This is a genomic window from Rhodococcus sp. GA1, from assembly GCF_024321955.1.
GTDB classification, from domain to species: Bacteria; Actinomycetota; Actinomycetes; order Mycobacteriales; family Mycobacteriaceae; genus Rhodococcus; species Rhodococcus pyridinivorans.
Genome location: NZ_CP097186.1, coordinates 4,274,037 through 4,297,583, shown reverse-complemented (window position 1 = coordinate 4,297,583; position 23,547 = coordinate 4,274,037). Strand labels below are relative to the sequence as shown.

Genomic DNA, 23,547 nt, shown 5'->3' with positions numbered 1-23,547 from the left:
AGTGATTACCTCTTTCAGCAAGTATGGGTGTGTTAAGGCTAACGGGTAGCCGTGATGGACTTCGGACCGCGTCCGACGGCGACGACACCGGACTGGACGATCTCGCGGATTCCGTACGGTTCGAGCATGCGCAACAGCGCGTCGAGCTTGGACCGCGTACCGGTCGCCTCGATGGTCAGCGACTCGGGCGAGACGTCGATCACCTTGGCGCGGAACAGATTCACCGTCTCGATGACCTGGGTGCGTACACTCGCGTCGGCGCGCACCTTGATGAGCACGAGTTCGCGGGCGACGGACGCCTCGTCCTCCTGCTCGACGATCTTGATGACGTTGACGAGCTTGTTGAGCTGCTTGGTGACCTGCTCGAGCGGGAACTCGTCGACGGTCACCACGATCGTCATCCGCGAGATGTCGGGCACCTCGGTGCCACCGACGGCAAGGGATTCGATGTTGAAGCCGCGTCGCGAGAACAGCGATGCGACTCGGGCGAGCACGCCCGGCTTGTCCTCGACGAGAACACTGAGGGTGTGACTCGTGCTCACTTGGTCTCCTCCTGGGCCGCAGCGTTCTCGCTGCGGGTTTCGAGCGCGTCGATGGTCTCGTGGATGACAGCGGGATCGTCGGCAGCGGCGTCGTCGTCGAACAGCGGCCGGATGTCGCGAGCCGCCATGATCTCGTCGTTGCTCGTGCCGGCGGCGACCATCGGCCACACCTGCGCGTCCTTGCCGACGATGAAGTCGATCACGACGGGACGATCGTTGACCTCCTGCGCCCGGCGGATCGCAGGCTCGACGTCTTCCTCGCGCTCGACGCGGATGCCCACGCAGCCGAGGGCCTCGGCGAGCTTGACGAAGTCGGGGATGCGTAGCGAGTGCGTCGCCAGGTCGGTGTTCGAGTATCGCTCCTCGTAGAAGAGGGTCTGCCACTGCCGGACCATGCCGAGATTGCCGTTGTTGATGAGCGCGACCTTGATCGGCACACCCTCGACGGCGCACGTCGCGAGTTCCTGGTTGGTCATCTGGAAGCAGCCGTCGCCGTCGATGGCCCACACCTCGGTGTCGGGGCAACCCATCTTGGCGCCCATCGCGGCGGGCACCGCGTAGCCCATGGTGCCGAGACCACCGGAGTTGAGCCAGGTGCGCGGCTTCTCGTAGTCGACGAACTGCGCCGCCCACATCTGGTGCTGACCGACGCCTGCGCAGTAGATCGCGTCGGGACCGGCGAGCTTACCGACGGCCTGGATGACGTACTGCGGCGACAGGGTGTCGTCGGTGGGACGGTCGTAGCTCAGCGGGTAGGTGCGACGGATGTCGTCGAGGTAGGCCCACCATGCCGTGTAGTCGAGCTTCGTGCCGGTCGCCAGGTCGGCGCGGATCGCCTCGAGCAGTTCGACGATGACCTCCTTGCAGTCACCGACGATCGGCACGTCGGCGTGCCGGTTCTTGCCGATCTCCGCCGGGTCGATGTCGGCGTGGATGACCTTGGCGTCGGGCGCGAAGGAGTCCAGCTGACCGGTGACGCGGTCGTCGAAGCGGGCACCGAGGGTGATGAGCAGGTCACTCTTCTGCAGTGCGGCCACCGCGGCGACGTTGCCGTGCATGCCGGGCATGCCGCAGTGCAGGTTGTGGCTGTCGGGGAACGCACCGCGGGCCATGAGCGTCGTAACGACCGGGATGCCGGTCAGCTCGGCGAGCTCGAGCAGCTCGGCCGACGCCTCGGCCTTGATGACACCGCCGCCGACGTACAGCACCGGGTTCTTCGCGTCGGCGATCAGTCGCGCGGCCTCGCGGACCTGCTTGCCGTGCGGCTTCGTCACCGGGCGGTAGCCGGGCAGGTGCATCTCCGGCGGCCAGCTGAAGGTGGTCTGTGCCTGGAGGATGTCCTTGGGGATGTCGACGAGGACCGCGCCCGGTCGGCCCGAGGAGGCGAGGTAGAACGCCTCGGCCAGGATGCGCGGGATGTCGGCGCCGTCGGTGACCAGGAAGTTGTGCTTCGTGATCGGCATCGTGATGCCGGAGATGTCGGCTTCCTGGAAGGCGTCGGTGCCGATGAGCGGGCGACCGACCTGGCCGGTGATCGCGACGAGGGGCACGGAGTCCATCTGCGCGTCGGCGAGCGGGGTGACGAGATTCGTCGCGCCCGGACCGGAAGTGGCCATGCACACGCCGACCTTGCCGGTGGCCTGGGCGTAACCGGTGGCAGCGTGCCCGGCGCCCTGCTCGTGACGGACGAGCACGTGGCGCACGCGCCGCGAATCGAAGATCGGGTCGTAGACGGGCAGGATCGCGCCGCCGGGAATGCCGAATACCGTGTCGACCTCGAGTTCCTCGAGTGCGCGGACCACCGACTGGGCGCCGGTGACCCGCTCGGGGGCGACCTGGCGTCGATTGGCGGGCTGCGTCGCGGCAGCTGCGGGAGTCGGGGTGGCGGACCCCGGCTTTCGCGGCGAGGGTTGAGGCCGTGCGGTTGGTGCGCTCACTGCGAATTCCTCTGATTCTGGCTCCGGGCAACAAAAAACCCTCGTCAGCAAGTCTGCTGTACGAGGGTGGCGCGTCGTGGGCGAGTTGCGAAATGCGGCTCAGGCGACGACGCGCCGGCCGATTACGAGCAACCCATTCTGATTCACGCGCTCGACGGTAGGCGCATGGTGTCCAGACAGTCAACTTGGTGCGGTCCACTGTCCCAGAATGTGAGATGCCGCGGCTGCAGTGCGAAGATGTAGAGGTGTCATCTTCCCAGCAGCCCGTGCCACCGCCCCCATCATCCCACACGCCCGATTCGACGACGCAGGTCATCCAGATCTCGCGACTGTCCTTCCTCGCGTGCGCTCTGCTGTTCCTCGCCCTCGCCTCCCCCGCGCTGGCGTGGCCGGAGGCCTTCGCATGGACGCTGATCATCCCGTTCCTCGTCGCCGCCTGGGTCGTGCGGGTACGCACCGTCGTCGGCCCCGAGGGCATCGTCGCGCGAGCGACCTTCAAGACCACGAACCTGAAGTGGGACGAACTCGACGGCCTCCGGTTCCCGAAGCGGGGCTGGGCCCGCGCACGGCTCACCGACGGCAGCGAGGTCGCACTGCCGGTCGTCACCTTCGGCCGGCTGCCGCAGCTGTCGGAGGCCAGCGGAGGCCGCATCACCGATCCGTACGCGGCCGCACAGCTCGCCGAGGAGAAGGCATACCGCGAGAAGGCGGCCGCCGAAGCCGGTCCGGATGCCGAAACCACCGACGACGCAGTCACCGTCGAGAAGAAGGGGGACCGCTCCTCCTGATCCTCGCGACCGGGTGCGAATAGAGGCATCCGGAAGCACGCGAGTAGATTCGTCGGTGCCGTTGCCCGGATCCGCCCAGCCCGGCGCCCGGACGCGGCCCGGCCGATTGCGCACCAGCCACCGTCAAGGAAGTCAGCCCATGCCCCCGTTGAGGTCACGCACCACCACCGTCGGACGAAACGCCGCGGGAGCGCGCTCCCTGTGGCGCGCCACCGGCCTGACCGATTCCGACTTCGGCAAGCCGATCGTCGCCATCGCGAACTCCTACACGCAGTTCGTACCCGGTCACGTCCACCTCAAGGACGTCGGTGAGATCGTCGCGAAGGCCGTGCGCGAAGCGGGCGGCGTGGCGCGCGAGTTCCACACCATCGCAGTCGACGACGGCATCGCCATGGGCCACGGCGGCATGCTCTACTCGCTGCCGAGCCGCGAGATCATCGCCGACTCCGTCGAATACATGGTCAACGCGCACACCGCCGATGCACTGGTGTGCATCTCGAACTGCGACAAGATCACCCCGGGCATGCTCAATGCCGCGATGCGCCTGAACATCCCGACGGTCTTCGTCTCCGGTGGTCCGATGGAGGCCGGCAAGGCGGTCGTCGTCAACGGTGTCGCGCAGGCCCCCACCGACCTCATCACCGCCATCTCGGCCTCCGCCAGCGAGGCCGTCGACGACGCGGGACTCGACGAGGTCGAGCGCAGCGCGTGCCCGACCTGCGGTTCGTGCTCGGGCATGTTCACCGCAAACTCGATGAACTGCCTCACCGAGGCTCTCGGTCTCGCGCTGCCCGGCAACGGTTCGACCCTCGCCACCCACGAGGCGCGACGCGCACTGTTCGAGACCGCCGGCCGGACGATCGTCGAGGCCGCCCTGCGCTACTACCGCGACGACGACGAGTCGGTGCTTCCGCGCAACATCGCCACCCCGGCCGCCTTCCGCAACGCAATGGCGCTCGACGTCGCCATGGGTGGTTCCACCAACACCGTGCTGCACACCCTCGCCGCCGCGCAGGAGGGTGAGGTCGACTTCGATCTCACCACCATCGACGAGATCAGCCGCCGGGTGCCCTGCCTGGCGAAGGTCTCCCCGAACTCCGACTACCACATGGAGGACGTGCACCGCGCCGGCGGAATCCCCGCCATCCTCGGCGAGCTGCGCCGCGGTGGTCTGCTCGAGACCGACGTCTCCACGGTCCACACGAAGAGCTTCGACGAGTGGCTCGACACCTGGGACATCCGTTCCGGCAAGGCGTCCGAGACGGCCCTCGAACTGTTCCACGCCGCACCGGGCGGTGTGCGCACCACCGAACCGTTCTCGACGGACAACCGCTGGTCGTCGCTCGACACCGATGCCGCGAACGGTTGCATCCGCGACATCGAGCACGCCTACACCGTCGAGGGCGGCTTGTGCGTGCTGCGCGGAAATCTCGCACCGGACGGCGCGATCCTCAAGACCGCCGGTATCGACGAGGATCTGTTCCACTTCGAGGGCCCGGCCTACGTCGTCGAGTCGCAGGAGGAGGCCGTCTCGGTCATCCTCGGCAAGAAGATCAAGGCCGGCGACGTCGTCGTCGTCCGCTACGAGGGCCCGGCCGGCGGCCCCGGCATGCAGGAGATGCTGCACCCGACCTCCTTCCTCAAGGGCATCGGTCTGGGCAAGGTGTGTGCCCTGATCACCGACGGTCGCTTCTCGGGCGGCACCTCCGGTCTGTCCATCGGGCACGTCTCCCCCGAGGCCGCTTCCGGTGGTGTGATCGGCCTGATCGAGCAGGGCGACCGGATCCGCATCGACGTCGCGACCCGCACCCTCGAGGTGCTCGTCGACGACGAGGTGCTCGCGGACCGTCGCGCGAAGATGGAGGCCTCCGAGCGTCCGTGGCAGCCCGTCGACCGTGAGCGCACGGTCTCGAAGGCACTGCGCGCCTACGCCGCTCTGGCGACCTCCGCCGACAAGGGTGCCGTCCGGCGCGTGCCGTAACACTTCACGACAGCAGGAACGAGGGCCCCGCGATCATCCCGATCGCGGGGCCCTCGCCTGGTGTCCGTCCTTCGTATGTCAGCGTCCGAAGATCCACAGGCACACGCCGGCCGCCACACCCATCAGCAGCACGACGAACGAGCCCAGGAACGGACGCGTCGCCCAGCCGCGTCGTCCGTCGATCGCGATGCGTCCCGGTCCGGTGAGGGTGATCGTCACCGCGCAGGCGACGAGAAGGGCCTCGAACTCGAAGCCCGACGATTCGGCGGCGAAGAACTGGACGCCCGGCTCGAGTTCGTGTTTGAACAGCACCGCGTTGACCATGATGGCCACGATCGCAGCAGCGGCGAACGGAGTGAGCAGACCCAGGACGAGCAGTCCTCCGGCCGCGATCTCACCGACCGCGCCGACGATCGCGAGCACGGCGGGCTGCTGGTACCCCGCGTCGCGCAGCAACGACTCGAAACCGTCGAGACCCGGGCCGTTCCACAGACCCACCAGCTTCTGCAGTCCGTGTGCGACGAGGATCGCCCCGACCGCCGCGCGCAGGACGAACAATCCGAGGTCGAGCGTTCCGCGGCGCACCTTCGCCGGGGCCTGTTCGCCGGCGACCACCGCGCCGCCCGTATCCGCACCGTAGACCGGCTCCGGCCGGTACATCTGCTCGGTGGGAGCGGCGTAGGCGTCGCTGCCGAGGGGAGTTCCGCCTGCGCCGAAGTCATCGTCGGATCCGAGATACGACTCGCGTGGTCGGCGCATCTCGAGTGTGTGTTCGTCGGGCTGGTCGCCGTAGGGATTCGAACCCGCGTCCGGTATGCCACCGTTCTTGTTGTCGGCCACGTCCTCAGCCTATGCCCGTGACCGTCCCCGCACCCGGCATCCGCGGGTGCGCGCGTCGTGCCGGTAACGTTTGCGGCATGACACGGGGTACGCGGTGGACGGGTTCGTGGGGCGTACGTGCGGCAGCGGCGGTGCTCGCCGTCGGAGTCCTCGCCGTCCCGTCCTGCGCCCGCTTCGACGACTCCGCATCGAGCCCGTTCACTCCCGAACCCACCTTCGATCCGGGACCGGGCGTCGGGCCCCAGGACCCCACCGAGACGACCACGCCGAGCGCCTCCCCCAAGCCTCCGGGGCCGTGTGTCGATCCCGACCCGTCCGTGATCGCGACCTGCCTCGACGTCACCGGCGGCCTGGTGACGATGCCCGATGGCAACTCCGCGCTCGTCACCGAGCGCCGGACGGGTCGGATACTGCAGGTCGCGCCGGAGACCGAGCCGGCGGAGATCGCGACGATCCCGGTCGACGGATCCGGGGACGGTGGGCTGCTGGACGTGGCGCTCTCCCCCACTTTCGCCGAGGACCGACTGCTCTACGCCTACATCACCACGGCCTCGGACAACCGCGTGGTCCGCATCGCCGCGGGTGACACTCCCAAGGACGTGCTGACGGGAATCCCGCGCGGCGCGACGGGCAATTCCGGCGCCATCGAGTTCGTCTCACCCACCGAACTCGCCGTTCTGACCGGCGACGCCGGAAACGCAGCGGCCGCAAACGATCCGAACGTCTTGTCCGGCAAGCTCCTGAACCTGCCGCTCCCGGCACCCGGCGCAGCACCCACTCCCTCGGTGATGCTGTCGGGGATCGGCACCGCGGGCGATGTGTGCCGCGATCCGAACGGCAACCTGTGGATCACCGACCGCACTCCCCTCGAGGACCGGCTCCAACGGGTCGGGGTCGACGGCTCGACCGGCACCGGCCCGGCCTGGACGTGGCCCGAGCGGCCCGGTGTCGCCGGGTGCGCGGCGGCTCCCGACGGGATCGCGATCTCGCTCACCGAGGCGAAGGCCGTCGCGGTCGTCGCTACCGATCCGGGCACCGGAGCGGTCACGGCGTCGCCCGTCCTCGCAGCGGAGGACCGTTACGGCATGCTGCGCGGCGCCGCGTCGTCGCCCGACGGCCTGCTGTGGGTCTCGACGGTCAACAAGTCCGGTTCCGAACCGGGACCGAACGACGACCGCGTCATCCGCATCCAGTTCCCGGCCGGTGGCGGTGGATTCGACTGATCACGCCCGCTCCGGCGTCTCCACCGCAGCGGGGTGGTGGAGCAGTCCCGCGAGCATCGGGAGCACGAGGACGGTGACGGCGCCCGCCGCCACGAGGATCGACGCGCTCGCGTTCGACATCTGGTCGGCACTCACCGCCACGCCCGTGACCGCGACGATCAGGGGAAGACCCGTCGTCGAGTACAGGGCGATCTGCAACTGCTCCGCGGTTCCGAACATCCGCTTTCCGGTCTCGTCACGTTCGAGGCGCGATGCGACGAAGACCGGCACACCCCGCACCAGGACGAGCAGTCCGAGGAATGCCAGCAGGATCCCCGGGGCACTCACGACGGCACCGACGTCGATCGCCATGCCCGAGGTGACGAAGAAGATCGGGATGAGGAAGCCGTATCCGAGACCGTCGAGCTTCTTCTCGAGCCGCTCGTCGCCCGCCGGGATCGTGCGGCGCAGGATGAAACCGGCCGCGAAGGCACCGAGGATGATGTCGAGATCGAAGACGGCCGCGACGGCGATGAGTCCGACGAGCAGCAACATTGTCAGGCGCACCGGGATCTGGGCGGTGGTGTCGGAGCCGAGCCGGACGAACTGGGTGAACCGTGAGCCCTCCCGCAGGATCCAGGTCGGCAGCACGGCGACGGCGACGGCCACGACCGCGAACGCCAGCAGGACGATCAGCGAGCCGAGTGCGCCGCGCGCACCGAGCAGGGTCGCCATGGCCACGACGGGCAGCAGCTCTCCGAACGCCCCGTGGTTGAGCACCGAGCGTCCGAGTGGGGTCGCGACGAGCCCGCGGTCGGCGAGGATCGGCAGGAGCGTCCCCAGCGCTGTGGATGTCAGGGCGATCGCCACGGCAATCTCGGCGTGCACCTGGCCGACCGCTCCCAGGGCGGCGACGGTACCGAGCGCCAACAGCATGCACACGCACCAGGTGAGCATCGCGCGGCGCCCACCCCGCCCGCGCAACTCGGCGGGGTCGATCTCGTATCCGGCGAGCAGGAAGAGCATCCCCAGGCCGAGTTCGCGCAGGATACCGATCTCGCTGCCCGTCTCCGCGAGGTCGAGCGCGTAGGGACCGATGAGGACACCGGCCACCAGCAGCAGCACGACCTCGGGGACCAGCCGACGCGGAACGGCGCCGGCGATCAGCGGTGCCAGCACCGCCGCGACGGCGATCCAGAACAGCGAGATGGCTACAGCAGCGTCCATGCGCCGCTACTCTAGCCGCGCAAGATCAACTGCACGCGGCGATGACGAGTTCCTTCACGCGCGCCGGATCGGCCTGTCCGCGAGTGGCCTTCATGACGTCGCCGACGATCTTGCCGGCCGCCTGAACCTTGCCGGAGCGGATCTTGTCGGCGATGTCGGGGTTGGCGGCCAGAGCGGCGTCGACCGCGGCCTGCAGCGCCGAATCGTCGCGCACGACCTCGAGACCGCGAGCGGCGACCACCTCGTCGGGCTCGCCCTCACCGGCGAGCACACCGTCGACGACCTGACGGGCCAGCTTGTTCGTCAGCTTGCCGTCGGCCACCAGTGCGATGACGCGGGCGACCTGCTCGGGCGTGATGGGCAGTTCGGCGAGTTCGACACCGCGGGTGTTGGCCTGCTGGGCCAGGTAGGCGACCCACCACGAGCGGGCCTCCGAGGCGGGGGCGCCGGCCTCGGTGGTCGCGATGACGAGATCGAGCGCACCGGCGTTGACGAGGTCGCGCATCTCCTCGTCGGAGACACCCCAGTCGGCCTGGATGCGGGCGCGGCGCAGCCACGGCAGCTCGGGCAGCGTCGCGCGCAACTCCTCGACCCAGGCGGCGTCGGGCGCGATCGGCTCGAGGTCGGGCTCCGGGAAGTAGCGGTAGTCCTCGGCGGTCTCCTTGCGGCGACCGGGCGAGGTGGTGCCGTCGGCCTCCTGGAAGTGCCGGGTCTCCTGGATCACCTCACCACCGGAGACCAGCACGGCCGCCTGGCGGCGCATCTCGTAGCGCACCGCGACCTCGACGGACTTGAGGGAGTTGACGTTCTTCGTCTCGGTACGGGTACCGAACTCCTTCGCGCCGATGGGCATCAGCGAGATGTTCGCGTCGCACCGCATCGAACCCTGGTCCATGCGGACGTCGGAGACATCGAGGGCCTCGAGCAGGTCGCGCAGGGCGGTGACGTAGGCGCGGGCGACCTCGGGGGCGCGCTCGCCGGCACCGACGATCGGCTTGGTGACGATCTCGACGAGCGGCACACCGGCGCGGTTGTAGTCGAGCAGCGAGTGGCTCGCACCGTGGATGCGACCGGTGGCGCCACCGACGTGCAGCGACTTGCCGGTGTCCTCCTCCATGTGCGCGCGCTCGATGTCGACCCGCCAGGTGGTGCCGTCGTCGAGCACGACGTCGAGATATCCGTCGGTGGCGATCGGCTCGTCGTACTGCGAGATCTGGTAGTTCTTCGGCTGATCGGGGTAGAAGTAATTCTTCCGCGCGAAGCGACCCCACGGGGTGATCGAGCAGTTCAGCGCGAGGCCGATGCGGATCGCGGACTCGACCGCGGCCTGGTTGACGACGGGCAGCGCCCCCGGCAGACCGAGGCAGACCGGGCACACCTGCGTGTTGGGCTCGGCGCCGAAGGCCGTCGGGCAGCCGCAGAACATCTTGGTGGCGGTGTGCAGCTCGACGTGCACCTCCATGCCCATCACGGGCTCGAACTTCGCGAGCACGTCGTCGTAGGCGAGCAGGTCAGCGGACACGGAGGCAGTCATGGTGTCGATTTTAGACGGCGCCGACAGTGCCGACGCGCGGCCTCACCCGAACAGGATCCGCATCTCCTGATAGCGCTCGTCGGGCACGTACTTCGGTTCGGCGAGCTCGTCGAAATCGACCCGGGCGATGTCGGTGCCGTGCAGCGCGACCATGTGCCCCCAGTCCTCCTCGGCGACGAGATCGGTCACCGCCATGCCCAGTCGCGTGGCGAGTACCCGGTCGAATGCCGTGGGGACACCGCCCCGTTGGATGTGGCCGAGCACCGTCGCGCGGGCCTCGACACCGGTGTGCTTCTCGATGAGCGGCGCGAGCACCTCCGCGATCCCACCGAGGCGCGGCCGGTCGAATCCGTCGAGCCCCTTGGTGGAGTACGCCTCCTCCATCTCGGGGAGCGTGAAGCCCTCCGCGACGACGACCATCGGCGAACGTCCGCGGTTGCGGACACTCGTCACCCACTCGCAGATCTGTTCGAGGCTCTCGGGGTGCTCGGGGATGAGGATGGCGTGTGCGCCGCCGGCGGTACCGGCGTGCAGCGCGATCCATCCGGCGTGCCGGCCCATGACCTCGAGCACCATGCAGCGTTTGTGGGAGTTGCCGGTGGTCCGGAGGCGGTCGATCGCCACCGTCGCGATCTCGACGGCCGTGTCGAACCCGAAGGTGTAGTCGGTGTGGCTGAGGTCGTTGTCGATCGTCTTCGGCACACCGACGATGCGGATCCCTTCACCGAACAGTCGCTTCGAGGCGGCAGCGGTGCCCTCGCCCCCGATGGCGATCACGGCGTCGATCCCGAGGCGGTCGAGGGTCTTCTGGATGTTCTGCGCCCCACCGTCGGGTCCCTGGTACGGACCGAACCGGCTCGTACCGAGGATCGTGCCTCCCTGTTGGGCGAGACCGCGAACACGGCTGCGGTCCAACGGGATCACATCGCCCTCGACGAGACCGCGCCAGCCGTCGAGGAATCCGACGAACTCCTGTCCGTGGACCTCGGTGCCCTTGAGCACCGCACCGCGGATGACCGCGTTGAGCCCGGGGCAGTCCCCGCCACTGGTGAGAATTCCGATCCTCGTCACGCACTACCTCCCGTCGCATGGTTCCGTACCGCACGGACCGATACCGCCCGGACCGCTGCTGCATTGCCATCCTGCCCGTTCACCGGCGCGACGGCAGCCCGATTCAGCCGGGTGTGACGAGACCGGACTCGTAGGCGAGCACCACGGCCTGTGCCCGGTCGCGCAGGTGCAGTTTTGCGAGAACCTTGCCGACGTGGGTCTTCACGGTCTGCTCGGCGACGAACAATCGTTCTGCGATCTCGGTGTTCGACAGGCCGTGTGCGATCAGTTCCAGCACCTCGAGTTCGCGCGGGGTCAGCGGATCGAGGACGCGGTCGCGCCCTCTCGCCGGCCCGCGCCGGCTGGTGACGTCGGCGATGAGGCGACGGGTGACGGTCGGCGCGAGCAGTGCCTGACCATCGGCGACCACCCTCACGGCCCGCACGAGTTCGTCGGCGGGGGCGTCCTTGAGCAGAAACCCGCTTGCTCCCATCCCGAGCGACTCGTAGACGTAGTCGTCGAGGTCGAAGGTGGTGAGCATGAGCACCTTCGACCGCGACTCACGGGTGTCGGCAAGGATGTGCCGCGCCGCGTCGAGACCGTTCATCTCGGGCATGCGCACGTCCATGAGGACGACGTCGGGCCGCAGTCGCGCGACCTCCGAGACAGCCGCTCGACCGTCGGGGGCATCGCCGACGACGCTGATGTCGGGCTGGGCTCCGAGCAGTGCTCCGAAGCCCTGCCGGACCATTGCCTGGTCGTCGGCGATGAACACGGTGATGGGAGGGTGCGGTTCGGTCATCGGCACCCACCTTAGGCCCCGGTCAGCACCGGGAGAACCGCTCGGACCTCGAATCCGCCGCCGGGGCGGGGATGGGCGACGAGTTGCCCGCCCACGACGGACGCACGTTCGACCATGCCGAGGATTCCGTTGCCGCCGCTGCGGTCCGACTGCCGAACGGTGGTGTCGACCTGACCGGGCGAGGCCGGCCCGTTGGTCACCTCCACCGTGACGGTCGCCGGCTCCCACTGCAGTCGTGCGGACACGCGGGCGCCGGGTGCGTGCCGGGCCGCGTTCGCCAGAGACTCTTGCAGGATCCGGTAGACGGTGAGTCCGACACTGTCGGAGACGGGTGCGGGGACGCCGACCGTCTCCGTCTCGAGCGCCATCCCGGCTCGGCGGGAGGACTCGAACAGCTCACCGATGCGGTCGATGTCGGGCTGCGGTTCGTGTTCGGGGAGCTGCCCGTCGCTGCGGAGTACTCCGAGCAGGGTGCGGACCTCGTTCAGCGCCTCCCGTGCGGTCGCACCGAGGGCGTCGAACTCGGCGCGCACGTCGTCGTTCACGTCCGGGAGCCGGTAGGGCGCGCTCTGCGCCTGCACGACGATCATCGACATGTGATGGGCAACGATGTCGTGGAGGTCGCGTGCGATGTGGGCCTTCTCCTCGAGGATGGCGCGCCGTGCACGTTCGAGCTCGCTGGCTTCCTCCTGCTGGGCGAGTTGCCGTCGGGAGATCATCAGCCAGCGCACCAACAGCCCGAACACCATCAGGGCGCTGATCCCGATCCCCCAGCCCCAGCCGTCGCTGCCGGGGACGAAGGCCGCGAAGAGCAGAACCGTCGAGACCCAGACGACGAGGACGATCCGGATCTCCTCGCGGATCGCCACGGCGAACACCAGCGCGAGCATCACCATGATGTGCACGACCTGCCACGGATAGTCGTAGCCGGGGACCAGGTCGAACGCTATCGGGATGACGAGTCCCGCCGCCGCGGCCACCGCCCACCCGAGCGCCGGCCGGACGAGCACGAGGAGGAACGGGAACACCGCCATCCCCGAGATCAGCGGCAACAGGGGTGGGGAGACGTCGTGGGTCAGGGGCAGCGTCGGCCACGCGATCGCATAGAGGATCAACGTCACGGTGACCACGGTGATGACGCTCCACCGTCCCCGGCCCAGGCGTCCCGCGGTTCTCACGCCGGACTTCGCAAGCTCTTTCACCTCACCCACGCTAGGAGCCGGGGTCTCGACTGTCCTCATACCTGGGGGTGAGATCCGCATAGCTCTGCGGGTGGTGTCGGCCTCCTCGAGATCGCTCCGTCGCGGGGTCCGGTGCAGGGCTGCGCGTTCCTAGCGTCACCGGCATGACAGTGAGATCCGCAGCGGTCCGAGTCGCGTCGGTCGCCTTCCTCGCCACCGCAGCATATGCCGCCGTGCCGGGGGCGCTCGCCCACTCCGCCGCGCCCCCGACGGAGGACGCCGCGGCCGCAGCGACGGTGACGGCGCTCGTCGCCGACGACGCGGAGGGAGCACTGTCGTCCCTGCCGGCCGATTTCACCGCCGTGATGGGGTATGCGCCGATCGTCGAACAGTGGGCGGACGGGACGACGGTGCTCGCCGACCCCGAAGGTGACTGCTCCGCCCCGGTGCCGCTGCCGGCGGCGTTCGAATCGGCATGCCGGGTGCACGATCTCGGGTACGACCTCCTGCGGTACGCCCACACCACCGGTGGCGAGCTGGACACCGGTGCCCGCCGCGACCTCGACGGTCTGTTCGCACGGCATCTCGACACCGTCTGCCGTTCCGAACCCGGCATCCCCTCCTGCACGCCGATCGCAGGGATTTCTTCTGCAGCAGTGGAATTCAACTCGTGGCGACAGGGTCACCGGACACCTGTCGCGGAATCGCCGTGGGCCCTGGCCGTCGCTGCGGGCTCGGTCGCTCTGGGCTTCACGGCACGAAAGGTACGGCGATGACGATCCTCATGGTGGTTCTCGCGACGGTGATCTCCCTCGCCCCTCCCCTGCTGCCGCGACAGTCGGTCGTGCAGGGCGTCGTCACAGGGGTGTTCGTCGTGGTCGCGCTGGCCGTTCTCCGTCTCGTCGTGACCGCGAGGCGGCGGACCGGTCGGGCTCCGCGGCCGGCGAGACCGGAACTGCGTGTGCCCGTCGGCCTCGTCGGCGGATCCGTCGTTCTGGTCACGGCCGCCGGTGCGCATCGGTGGCAGAACGGTCTGCGGGAGGCGATGGCGGTCCCGGCGCTGGATGTGCGCTGGTGGCTGGAGGCACTGGCAGTCGCGATCGTGGTCGTCGCGGCGCTGCTCGCCCTTCCGCGCCTCGTGAACCTCCTGTCGCGACGCGGGGTGGCGGTGGCCGTCGCCGCGACGCTGGGAATCGGCGCCACGGTTGGGATCGGCACCACGGCGGCCTTCTCAACCGGAGGGGCGGTCGACACGGTCGCCTCCCCCACCGCGCTCTCGGCGGGATTGTCGGGTGGCGTGGGATCGGCGGTGTTGTGGAACCGGTTGGGTCGAGAGGGGCAGAAGTTCGTGTCCCTGCCCTCCGAGGGGTCACCGATCCGGATCTACATACCGTTGTCGGCCGCGCCGGATCCGTCTGCGCGCGCCGAGTTCGCGGTGGACGAACTCCGCCGGGCGAGAGCCTTCGACCGACCGCATCTCGTGGTGGCCGTGCCGACCGGCTCGGGCTGGGTCGATGCCGCTGCGGTTCGCGGCTTCGAGGACCGGTGGGGCGACGATGTCGCCATCGTCGCCCAGCAGTACTCGGACATGCCGAGCTGGGTGACCTTCGTCCTCGATCGCGGTGCTGCGGAGGAGGAGGCCCGCGCGCTCGTCACCGCCTTGCGGGCGTACCTGTCCACGCTGCCCGACGAGCGACGCCCCGCCCTGCACGTCTACGGGCAGTCTCTGGGAGCGTCCGGCGCGAGCGCCGTCTTCGACGACGAACCGGAGCCGTGTGCACTGTTCCTCGCGGGGCCACCCGCGGGGGTCCGCACCGCCGGTGCGAGTGTCCGGGCGAACACCTCCGACCCGGTGGTGTGGTGGCGGCCGTCGCTGCTGTGGTCGCCGCCCGATCTGTCGCATGCGCGCGCCGATGCCCCGACCCCGCCGTGGCTGCCGGTGGTGTCGTTCGTGAACACAACGGTGGACCTGCTCACCTCGCTCGAGGCGGCACCCGGTCACGGTCATCGCTACGGCGACGATCAGGCGCGGTGCACCTCCGCCGACGGGTAGATCGCGCCCACACGGATCGGCGTCCGGATACACCGCGACCCGCCGGCCGACGAACGGCACGACGGGTCGTGGTGTGGGAAAGGATCAGGCGACGATGGGTCCTCGTGCCGCCTCGAAGGCCGCACCCACGCGGTACAGGCGCTCGTCGGCCAGGGCCGGGGCCATGATCTGCAGACCGACGGGGAGACCGTCGTCCGCCGAGAGGCCGGACGGCACCGACATCGCGCAGTGCCCCGCGAGGTTGGTCGGGAGCGTGCACAGGTCGGACAGGTACATCGCCAGCGGATCGTCGACCTTCTCGCCGAGCTTCCACGGCGTGAACGGGCTCGTGGGCGAGACCAGCACGTCGACCTGCTCGTAGGCCTTGTCGAAGTCCTGCGCGATGAGGCTCCGGACTTTGAGTGCCTGACCGTAGTAGGCCTCGTAGTAGCCGGAGGACAGCGCGTAGGTGCCGATCATGATGCGGCGCTTGACCTCCTTGCCGAAACCGGCGGCGCGGGTCGCGGCCATGACCTGCTCGGCACTCATCGTGCCGTCGTCGACGCGCATGCCGTACCGCATCGCGTCGAAGCGGGCCAGGTTGGAGGAGACCTCCGACGGCAGGATCAGGTAGTACGAGGCGAGCGCGTACTCGAAGTGCGGGCACGAGACCTCGACGACCTCCGCACCGAGCTTCGTGAGCGTCTCGACCGCCGCATCGAACGACGAGAGCACGCCGGGCTGGTAGCTGTCGGAGTGCAACTCCTTGACCACGCCGACCTTCAGGCCCTTCAGGTCGCCGGCCGCACCCTGGCGCGCCGCCTCCACGACGGGACGCACGGGGGCGTTCACCGACGTCGAGTCGCGCGGGTCGTGCCCGGCGATGACCTCGTGCAGCAGCGCCGTGTCGAGGACGGTGCGGCCGCAGGGACCACCCTGGTCGAGCGACGACGCACAGGCGACGAGGCCGTACCGAGAGACCGTGCCGTAGGTGGGCTTGGTGCCGACGGTGGCGGTGACAGCGGCGGGCTGGCGGATCGAGCCACCGGTGTCGGTGCCGATCGCGAGGGGTGCTTGATACGACGCGAGCGCCGCAGCGGAACCGCCACCCGAGCCACCCGGGATACGGCTGGTGTCCCACGGGTTGCGGGTGGGGCCGTAGGCCGAGTTCTCGGTGGACGAACCCATCGCGAACTCGTCCATGTTGGTCTTGCCGAGGATGGGGATCCCGGCCTCGCGCAGCTTCGTGGTGAGCGTCGCGTCGTAGGGCGAGACCCAGCCCTCGAGGATCTTCGAACCGCACGTGGTGGGCATGTCCGTGGTGGTGAACACGTCCTTGAGCGCGAGCGGCACACCGGCGAGCGCCGAGGCCGGTTTCTCGCCCGCGGCGACGGCACGGTCGACCTCGTCCGCGGCGGCGAGCGCCTGCTCGGAGGCGACGTGCAGGAAGGCGTTGTACTCGCCGTCGACCTCGGCGATGCGATCGAGGTGGGCCTGGGTGACCTCCACCGACGACAGTTCGCCGGCATGGATCTTCGACGCCAGGGTCGCGGCGTCGAGGCGTGTCGTATCCGTGCTCATTCGCCCTCTCCCAGGATCTGCGGGACCGAGAAGCGATCCTCCTCGACGGCCGGCGCACCGGAGAGCGCCTGCTCGGGTGTGAGACCGGGGACGACGACGTCGGGTCGCGTCACATTGGTGACGGCGTTCGGGTTCGCCATGGGAGCCACATCGTCCGCGGCCACCTCCGACACCGCCTTGACGTGGTTGAGGATCGAATCCAACTGACCGGCGAACTCGTCGAGTTCGGCATCGGTCAGCGCAAGCCGGGACAACCGGGCGAGATGCGCGACCTCGTCACGGGAGATGGCAGGCACCGTGAATGGCCCCTTTCCGATGGAGAGTGAACGTCCTGTCCAGGGTAATGCGTCCTGGAAGCGACGGCGCACGCGGTTCGGCGACATCACTCGTCGCCCGGTCGGCGTCGCGTCCCGTCCGCCGATGTTGCAAGCTTCGCAACGCTGTGTTGCGTTCGTGTGACATGCACCGTCGCGACCGGGGATTATCGATGGGGTCGGCATAATTTCGGATCTGCGCCGTCCCGGACGCCGGCGCCGAGGTGCAAGGATGTGGTCTGCCAGAGGTCGACACGGGCCCCTGGGCCGGCACTCGGATGCCGGCGCACCATGTGCCGTCGATGTGGCGTTCGTCGACGGCACGAAACCGACTGGGGAAAGGACTCACGTGTCGTACCTCTTGCGTGTCAGGCTCCCCGATCGTCCCGGTAGCCTCGGCTCGCTCGCCCTGGCGCTCGGTTCGGTCGGCGCCGACATCCTGTCGCTCGACGTCGTCGAACGCGGCACGGACTTCGCGATCGACGATCTCGTCGTCGACGTCGAGCCGGGCAAGCTCCCCGACACGCTCCTCACCGCGGCCGAGGCCCTGCCCGGTGTGACGGTCGACTCGATCCGTCCCTACGCCGGAATCCTCGACACCCATCGCGAACTCGAACTGATCGATCACGTCGCCGCCGCCCGCGACGACCGCATCCAGATCCTCGTCGACGGTGCTCCCCGGGTGCTCCGCGTGGGTTGGGCGACCGTGCTCGGAGTCGGCCCGAACGGCATCTTCCGCCTCGCGGGGAGCCCGGGTTCGCCGGAGACCCGCCTCGACGGCGTCCCCTGGATGCCGCTCGCCGAGGCCACCCTGCTCGACCACGACGGTGAGTGGGTGCCGCAGCTCTGGCGCGACATGGACACGATGCTCGCGGCCGCTCCCCTCGGCTCGCCCGAACGTGTCCTCGTCCTCGGCCGCCCCGGCGGACCGGAGTTCCGTCCGTCCGAGATCGCACGCATCGGTTACTTCGCGGGCATCGTCGGCACCGTCCTCCGATAGTCCCCGGGGTTCCGGTCGCAGCTTCGGGAAAGGGTCTCAGCCGACGACGAGCCTGTGCGCCTGCGCGATCGCTTCCTCACGCGAATGCACGCCCAGTTTCCGGTAGAGGGAACGCAATTGGGTCTTGACGGTGTTGAGGGTGACGAACTGTTCCTTGGCGATCGTGCTCGCCGTGCCGCCGGCGAGCAACGCGTCGAGGACCGCGCGCTCGCGCGGGGTCAGCCGTACGACGACACGGATCTCGCGGAAGATGCCGTACTCGGCCATCGCCGGGTCGAGATCGATCGGCAGGTCGACCCCGAGCGACAGGATGTCGCGCACGGCCGAGGGCGGGACTCCGACGAACGGCCGTGTCACCCCGGCATGTTCCGCCAGCACCACGGCCCGCTGGAGATGCCGTCGCGCATCGGTGCGGCGACCGAGTCTCAGAGACGCCACCGATCCGATCAGGGCGAGTTCCGCACCGACGGCCGGACAGTGCTCACGGGCGGCATCCCCACGATGCACGATCACCTCCGCGCCTCCGGGATCGCCGCCGAGCAGACGCAATCGCGCACGGGCCGGAGCCGTGAGGGGGTGCGTCGAGCTGTCGACCAGCTCGCGCGCCGCGCGGGCCTCGCCGAGCGCGAGGTACAGGTCGGCACGCGCGGCATCGACCAACACCGCGGAGATACCGGTGAGGCGATGGGAGAAGTGCTGAAGTTCCGAATCGATGTACAGCAGGCCGTCGGCAGGCACACCGCTCAGCAGCGCCAGTCGCCCCCGCGCGTACATGACGGCCGCCCACAACTCTTCCGTGTGGCGGGGAGTGCCGAGTTCGGAGAGCGCGCGGAAGGCCGTGCCGGTGTCGAGCCTGTCGAGGGCCACGAGCGCGGTGGCGACCAGGCCCGCCGTACGGATGAGGGCCTCGGCCTCTCCCATGATCGGCGGATGCCGGAGCTCCTCCTCGATCCACCGGGTCGCCTCGTGGGTCCGGCCCCGGAGGGCTTCGAGGAGCGCGAGTTTGCCCGCGGCCTCTCGCTCGACGAACACACCGCGACCCGCCGTGTGGGCACGGCGCAGCATCGTTCCGGCATCGGTGGTGCGTCCGCCGAGGAGGTAGACGGTGCCGAAGTTGAGGTATTTCAGTCCGTGGGCGTGCCGGGTCGTGTCGTCCAGCGTCTCGAAATTCGGCACGGGTTCGGTGGCCAGGCCGTCGCACACTTCCATCGCCTCGTCGTAGGCACCCTGCATCCGGAGACTTCCGAGGCGAAGGATCGTTTCGAAGGATCGAGGGAAGGCCCACTGTTCCGGCTCTCCCGCCTTGTTCCGGGCACGGGTGATCGTCCGCAGCGACGCGACGGTGCGATCGTTGGTCGTCATATCGTCGGGGAGCAGCTCGAGCAGCACGATCCCCAGGGAGCGGAGCGATCCGCTTCCGTACAGCGCCACCCAGTTCTTCTCGACGATGTCGATCGCGCATCGCCAGTCGCGCCGCTCCACGGCATGTTCGAGGGCGATGTCCGGACGCGAGCGCTGCAACCAGTAGTCGATGAGAGCCGACCGCGCATCCCACAGCTCCTTCGGGTATTCGGCGCTGCCCACCCGCAGGAGTGATCTGTGGACGACCTCGGGATAGCGCCAGGCGGTCTCGCCGTCCGTGGAGTTCTCGTCCGTCGAGCAGGCCTCGATCAGTCCCGACTCGGTCAGCGCGGTGAGGAAGGCGTCGCTGTCGTCGATGTGCGGTAGAGCCGAAATCGACGACTCCGTCACCGTGTTGGGTGCGGCGGAGACGAGGACCGAGCGGGAGGACAGTGCCAGTGAGGGATCCGCGGCCACGACATGCATGACGACGAGATCGACGGTCGAGTCGACCAGGACGTCGAGGGCGTCGGTGCCGTAGACCCGATCCGGCTTCTCGGCACGCAGCGTCGCACACACCGCCGCGACGAATGCGGCGAATCCTTCGGTGCGGCGGGTGATCCACTCGATGGTGCGTTGGTCCCGCGCAAGTCCGAAGAGCCGGCACAGTGCAGCGGTCTCGTCCACGGTGAACGCCAGGTCGTCGTCGCCGACGATCGTCCTGTGCGGGTGTCCGTCGACAAGTTCGGCCCACGAGCCTGCGGCCCTGCTGGTGACCACCATCCGCACCTGCGGCCCGAGCCGCAGCAACTGCCCGACCCGGTCTTCGATCGCTTCGACCGACCGGACACCGTCGAGCACGAACATCACGGGCCGGGGGTGCCGGACCAGTATCGAACACAACGAGTCGAAGGAGCCTTCCGCCGCAACGGGTTCGTCGACTCCGAGGGAGGTACACAGCGACGATGCCACCGTCGCCCAGTAGGTCTCGGGTGTGACGTCGTGCGCGGGTTCGGGAATCACCACCGGCGCCCACTCGGGACACGGGTCGGTCGCCAGCCACGTGTCGACGAGGGTCGTCTTGCCGGAGAAGGGGCCACCGAGGATCACGGCGAGTTCGGAATGCGCGGACAGAACGGAGAACAATCGGCGACGGGACAAAGGCAGTGTTCTCGGCACGTCCACTATCCCTTTCGCATCCGGGCAGCATCGCCCTCGAAACGGACTCACAAGTATGTGCAAATATTAGCAGCCGGCGGGGGAAATGACGGATTTCGCCGGGATTCCGATCGCGCGCCAGGAATCACATCGAAGTAGTTCCGCACCTCCATTCACACGGTCCACGAACGGATTTCACGTCGGCGGGGGAGAAACTCGGTGAGCTTCTCCCCCGCTGCGACTTCGTTCAGTGTGCGAATGCCTGGTCGGTGTGGCCGCGACCGACACCCTCGCGGAGATATCCGACTACATCGGCGATGTCTTCACCGAGCTTGTGGGCGATGTCCCGGCTGAAGCCCTCGCGAAGCACGATTCGCAGGACCGCGACGTCCTCCGCGTCGGCCGGCATCGTGTAGGCCGGAACCTGGAATCCGCGGGCCCGCAATTCGTGGGAGATGTCGAACACCGTGAAGCCGGGGTCGCCCGTCACCTCGAAGGAGATGACCGGGATGGCGGAGCCGTCCGTGATGATCGCCATGTTCTCGATCTCGGAGATCTGCTTCGACAGCATGAGCGCGGTGTCGCGCAGGGTCTCCATGATCTGCGTGTACCCGGCGACACCGAGCCGAATGAAGTTGTAGTACTGGCCGATGACCTGGTTACCAGGACGCGAGAAGTTGAGCGTGAACGTCGGCATGTCGCCACCGAGGTAGTTGACCCGGAAGACCAGGTCCTCGGGCAGATGTTCCTTCGAGCGCCAGACGACGAAACCGATACCCGGATAGGTCATGCCGTACTTGTGACCACTGACGTTGATGGACACGACCCGCGGCACACGGAAGTCCCATTCGAGGTCCGGATGGAGGAAGGGCACCACGAAGCCACCGGAGGCGGCGTCGACGTGCAACGGGACGTCGGGACCGCCGGAGGCCGCGAGCTCGTCGAGCGCGGCGGCGATCTCCGCCACGGGCTCGAGTTCACCGGTGAAGGTGGTGCCGAGGATCGCGACGACGCCGATGGTGTTCTCGTCGACCGCTTCACGGACCTGCTCGGGGGTGATGACGTAACGGCCGGGCTCCATCGGCAGGTACTTCGGCTCGACGTCGAAGTAGCGGCAGAACTTCTCCCACACCACCTGCACGTTGCTGCCGAGCACCAGGTTCGGCTTCGACGCGTCCTTGCCGGCGGCCCTACGGGCCTCACGCCAGCGCCACTTGAGCGCGAGACCGCCGAGCATGACGGCCTCGGACGAACCGATCGTCGAGACGCCGGTGGCCGACGACGGATCGGCCGGATCGAGGTTCTCGGCGTGGAACAGGGCCGCGACCATGTTGACGCAGCGGGTCTCGATCTCCGCCGTGGCCGGATACTCGTCCTTGTCGATCATGTTCTTGTCGAACGTCTCGGCCATGAGACGACCCGCCTGCGGATCCATCCACGTGGTGACGAAGGTCGCCAGGTTGAGCCGCGAGCTGCCGTCGAGCATCAGCTCGTCGTGTATGAACTGGTACGTCGCCTCAGGATCGGTCTCCGACTTGGGAAGTCGCAGAGCAGGAATCGGGTCGGTACCGAGTCTGCCGGTGAAGGCAGGTGCGAGTGTCTCGGCTGGAGCATTGGACTCTGACATGATTTCCTCCATTTCCCGCATCGAACACTCGTCGATCCGGTGACGTCAGGACATACGGGGCGGCTCTCACACCTCGATCGGCGGGTACAGCCTCTCCATCGTGTAGCGGCGGTTGCGCCGAACCGACAGGGCACTCAGCGTCAACGATACGAGCAGGATTCCGGCCAGGACAGCGATTGCGATCCACAATCGCGAATCGATATTCTCGGCGACGGTGAGCTGCCGCAGACCGTTGACGGTGTAGGTCATCGGGTCGAACGGGTGGATGTACTGGAACGGCTTCGCCGTGGTCGGCACGGGGTAGATACCGCCGGCCGAGACCAGTTGCAGCATCAGGAAGGCCAAGGTCACCACCCGACCGACGGCGACGCCGAAGATCGCATTGAACGCTTGGATCATGGCCAGATACGTTGCGGAGATCAACATCAGGAACAGGATCGTCCCCACGACGTGCTTCACGTCCAGTCCGACGCCGAAATGGACGACCGTGTACATCACGACCACCTGCAGGATGCCTACCAGCAGAGCCGGCCAGTACGACGCGAGGACCGTGCGGTAGGCACCGAGTCCCGCGACGGTGGGCCGCGACTGTAACGGGGTGAGCAGCATCCAGGTGATGATGCCGCCGACGAACAGGGCGAGCGACAGGAAGAACGGGGCGAAACCGGTACCGAAGGTGGGTGCCTCGTTCGTGTAGTTCTGTTGCAGAGCAACCGGAGTCGACAACGTCTCGGCGGTGGCGGTGCGTTGTTCGTCCGTCCAGTTCGGCACCTGGGTGGCACCCTGACTCAGGGCCTGCGCGAGTTCCCGCGAACCCGACTGCAACTCGACCATGCCCGAGGACAGCTCTCCTGCTCCGTCGGCCAACTGGACACTGCCGTCGGTGAGTTGGACGAGACCGGAGCTCAGTTCGTCGACACCGCTGCGGAGTCGGTTCACGTCCGCCGCCAGTCCCCCGTTCGACAACGTCGCCAGGGCTCCCTGTAGCGGACTGTTCGGGTTGCCGAGTTGATACTCGAGTTGTTCGGCGCCTGCCTGCAGACGCATGATCTCAGCGGCTTCGGTGAAACTCTCCGGAATCGTGATGGTGTAGTAGTACTTTCCGTCGGCCAGACCCGCGACAGCGTCCTCTTCCGACACCTCCGCCAGATCGAGCTGACCGGATGCGATGAGGGACTTCACGACCTGATCGCCGGCGTCGACCTGTTCCCCCGTCGACGAACGACCGGTGTCGTTGTTGACGATCGCCGCGGGAATCTTGTTCACCGCACCGAACGGATTCCAGAAGGCCCACAGGTACATGGCCCCGTACAGCAACGGCATGAGAATGATCGTCGCGATCGCGATGCGCGGCATCGTGCCGCGGAAGTATCGCTTCGAGTCGCTACCGAGAGAGACGCCTGCGAGCAC

19 protein-coding genes are annotated in these 23,547 nt (G+C 68.2%); 6 read left to right on the top strand and 13 right to left on the bottom strand.

All coding sequences use genetic code 11. The annotated features are described in order from the left end of the window. Positions 1-38 precede the first annotated feature (38 nt). On the bottom strand, positions 39-542 hold the full coding sequence (gene ilvN, locus M3330_RS20070) for an acetolactate synthase small subunit (RefSeq protein WP_006554535.1): 504 nt from the start codon (positions 540-542) through the stop codon (positions 39-41). Beyond that, positions 539-2,479, bottom strand: coding sequence for an acetolactate synthase large subunit (locus M3330_RS20065; RefSeq protein ID WP_024101384.1), 1,941 nt, complete (start codon positions 2,477-2,479; stop codon positions 539-541). Before M3330_RS20065 ends, ilvN begins: the two co-directional genes overlap by 4 nt. 266 nt (positions 2,480-2,745) lie before the next feature. On the opposite strand from M3330_RS20065, the gene M3330_RS20060 reads away from it, so the two are divergent. Together M3330_RS20060 and ilvD are read left to right on the top strand one after the other, a co-directional pair. Next, positions 2,746-3,267, top strand: coding sequence for a PH domain-containing protein (locus M3330_RS20060; protein ID WP_006554537.1), 522 nt, complete (start codon positions 2,746-2,748; stop codon positions 3,265-3,267). 139 nt (positions 3,268-3,406) lie between these two features. Next, positions 3,407-5,248: a dihydroxy-acid dehydratase gene (ilvD, locus tag M3330_RS20055; RefSeq protein ID WP_193902293.1), complete on the top strand. Its 1,842-nt coding sequence runs from the start codon at positions 3,407-3,409 to the stop codon at positions 5,246-5,248. Between the two features lie 78 nt (positions 5,249-5,326). On the opposite strand, the gene M3330_RS20050 is transcribed toward ilvD, so the two are convergent. Then, positions 5,327-6,088: a DoxX family protein gene (locus M3330_RS20050; RefSeq protein WP_255026099.1), complete on the bottom strand. Its 762-nt coding sequence runs from the start codon at positions 6,086-6,088 to the stop codon at positions 5,327-5,329. A gap of 77 nt (positions 6,089-6,165) precedes the next feature. Between M3330_RS20050 and M3330_RS20045 the strand changes: the two genes are divergently transcribed. Then, a complete protein-coding gene (locus M3330_RS20045; RefSeq protein ID WP_255026097.1) occupies positions 6,166-7,311 on the top strand; it encodes a PQQ-dependent sugar dehydrogenase in 1,146 nt (381 codons plus the stop codon). On the opposite strand, the gene M3330_RS20040 is transcribed toward M3330_RS20045, so the two are convergent. From M3330_RS20040 to M3330_RS20020, 5 genes are all read right to left on the bottom strand, one after another. Further along, positions 7,312-8,517: a cation:proton antiporter gene (locus tag M3330_RS20040; protein WP_255026096.1), complete on the bottom strand. Its 1,206-nt coding sequence runs from the start codon at positions 8,515-8,517 to the stop codon at positions 7,312-7,314. It abuts the gene before it with no gap. A 25-nt stretch (positions 8,518-8,542) separates the two neighbouring features. Beyond that, positions 8,543-10,051, bottom strand: coding sequence for an Asp-tRNA(Asn)/Glu-tRNA(Gln) amidotransferase subunit GatB (gene gatB / locus M3330_RS20035; RefSeq protein ID WP_024101389.1), 1,509 nt, complete (start codon positions 10,049-10,051; stop codon positions 8,543-8,545). Positions 10,052-10,093: 42 nt separating this feature from the next. Beyond that, positions 10,094-11,122, bottom strand: coding sequence for a 6-phosphofructokinase (locus M3330_RS20030; RefSeq protein ID WP_019288390.1), 1,029 nt, complete (start codon positions 11,120-11,122; stop codon positions 10,094-10,096). Positions 11,123-11,225: 103 nt separating this feature from the next. After that, a complete protein-coding gene (locus tag M3330_RS20025; protein WP_255026094.1) occupies positions 11,226-11,903 on the bottom strand; it encodes a response regulator transcription factor in 678 nt (225 codons plus the stop codon). 11 nt (positions 11,904-11,914) lie between these two features. Next, positions 11,915-13,114, bottom strand: a complete 1,200-nt coding sequence (locus tag M3330_RS20020) for a sensor histidine kinase (protein ID WP_255026092.1) — start codon at positions 13,112-13,114, stop codon at positions 11,915-11,917. A gap of 134 nt (positions 13,115-13,248) precedes the next feature. On the opposite strand from M3330_RS20020, the gene M3330_RS20015 reads away from it, so the two are divergent. Then, complete coding sequence (locus M3330_RS20015; protein ID WP_006554546.1) at positions 13,249-13,860, top strand: hypothetical protein; 612 nt, start codon at positions 13,249-13,251, stop codon at positions 13,858-13,860. Beyond that, positions 13,857-15,137, top strand: coding sequence for an alpha/beta-hydrolase family protein (locus tag M3330_RS20010; protein WP_255026090.1), 1,281 nt, complete (start codon positions 13,857-13,859; stop codon positions 15,135-15,137). Before M3330_RS20015 ends, M3330_RS20010 begins: the two co-directional genes overlap by 4 nt. 84 nt (positions 15,138-15,221) lie before the next feature. On the opposite strand, the gene gatA is transcribed toward M3330_RS20010, so the two are convergent. After that, positions 15,222-16,697, bottom strand: a complete 1,476-nt coding sequence (gene gatA / locus M3330_RS20005) for an Asp-tRNA(Asn)/Glu-tRNA(Gln) amidotransferase subunit GatA (protein WP_006554548.1) — start codon at positions 16,695-16,697, stop codon at positions 15,222-15,224. Then, positions 16,694-16,993 carry an Asp-tRNA(Asn)/Glu-tRNA(Gln) amidotransferase subunit GatC gene (gene gatC / locus M3330_RS20000; RefSeq protein WP_006554549.1) on the bottom strand — a complete coding sequence of 100 codons (300 nt, stop codon included), beginning with the start codon at positions 16,991-16,993 and terminating at the stop codon, positions 16,694-16,696. Before gatC ends, gatA begins: the two co-directional genes overlap by 4 nt. 367 nt (positions 16,994-17,360) lie before the next feature. On the opposite strand from gatC, the gene M3330_RS19995 reads away from it, so the two are divergent. After that, positions 17,361-18,011 carry a hypothetical protein gene (locus M3330_RS19995; protein ID WP_064852977.1) on the top strand — a complete coding sequence of 217 codons (651 nt, stop codon included), beginning with the start codon at positions 17,361-17,363 and terminating at the stop codon, positions 18,009-18,011. A 36-nt stretch (positions 18,012-18,047) separates the two neighbouring features. Here M3330_RS19995 and M3330_RS19990 read toward each other — a convergent pair whose 3' ends face one another. The 3 genes from M3330_RS19990 to M3330_RS19980 form a co-directional block, all read right to left on the bottom strand. Further along, positions 18,048-20,531, bottom strand: a complete 2,484-nt coding sequence (locus M3330_RS19990; protein WP_255026086.1) for a LuxR C-terminal-related transcriptional regulator — start codon at positions 20,529-20,531, stop codon at positions 18,048-18,050. A 226-nt stretch (positions 20,532-20,757) separates the two neighbouring features. Beyond that, positions 20,758-22,137 (bottom strand): glutamate decarboxylase, encoded by a 1,380-nt coding sequence (locus M3330_RS19985; RefSeq protein ID WP_024101396.1) that lies wholly within the window; start codon positions 22,135-22,137, stop codon positions 20,758-20,760. A 66-nt stretch (positions 22,138-22,203) separates the two neighbouring features. After that, complete coding sequence (locus M3330_RS19980) at positions 22,204-23,547, bottom strand: YhgE/Pip domain-containing protein (protein ID WP_255026083.1); 1,344 nt, start codon at positions 23,545-23,547, stop codon at positions 22,204-22,206.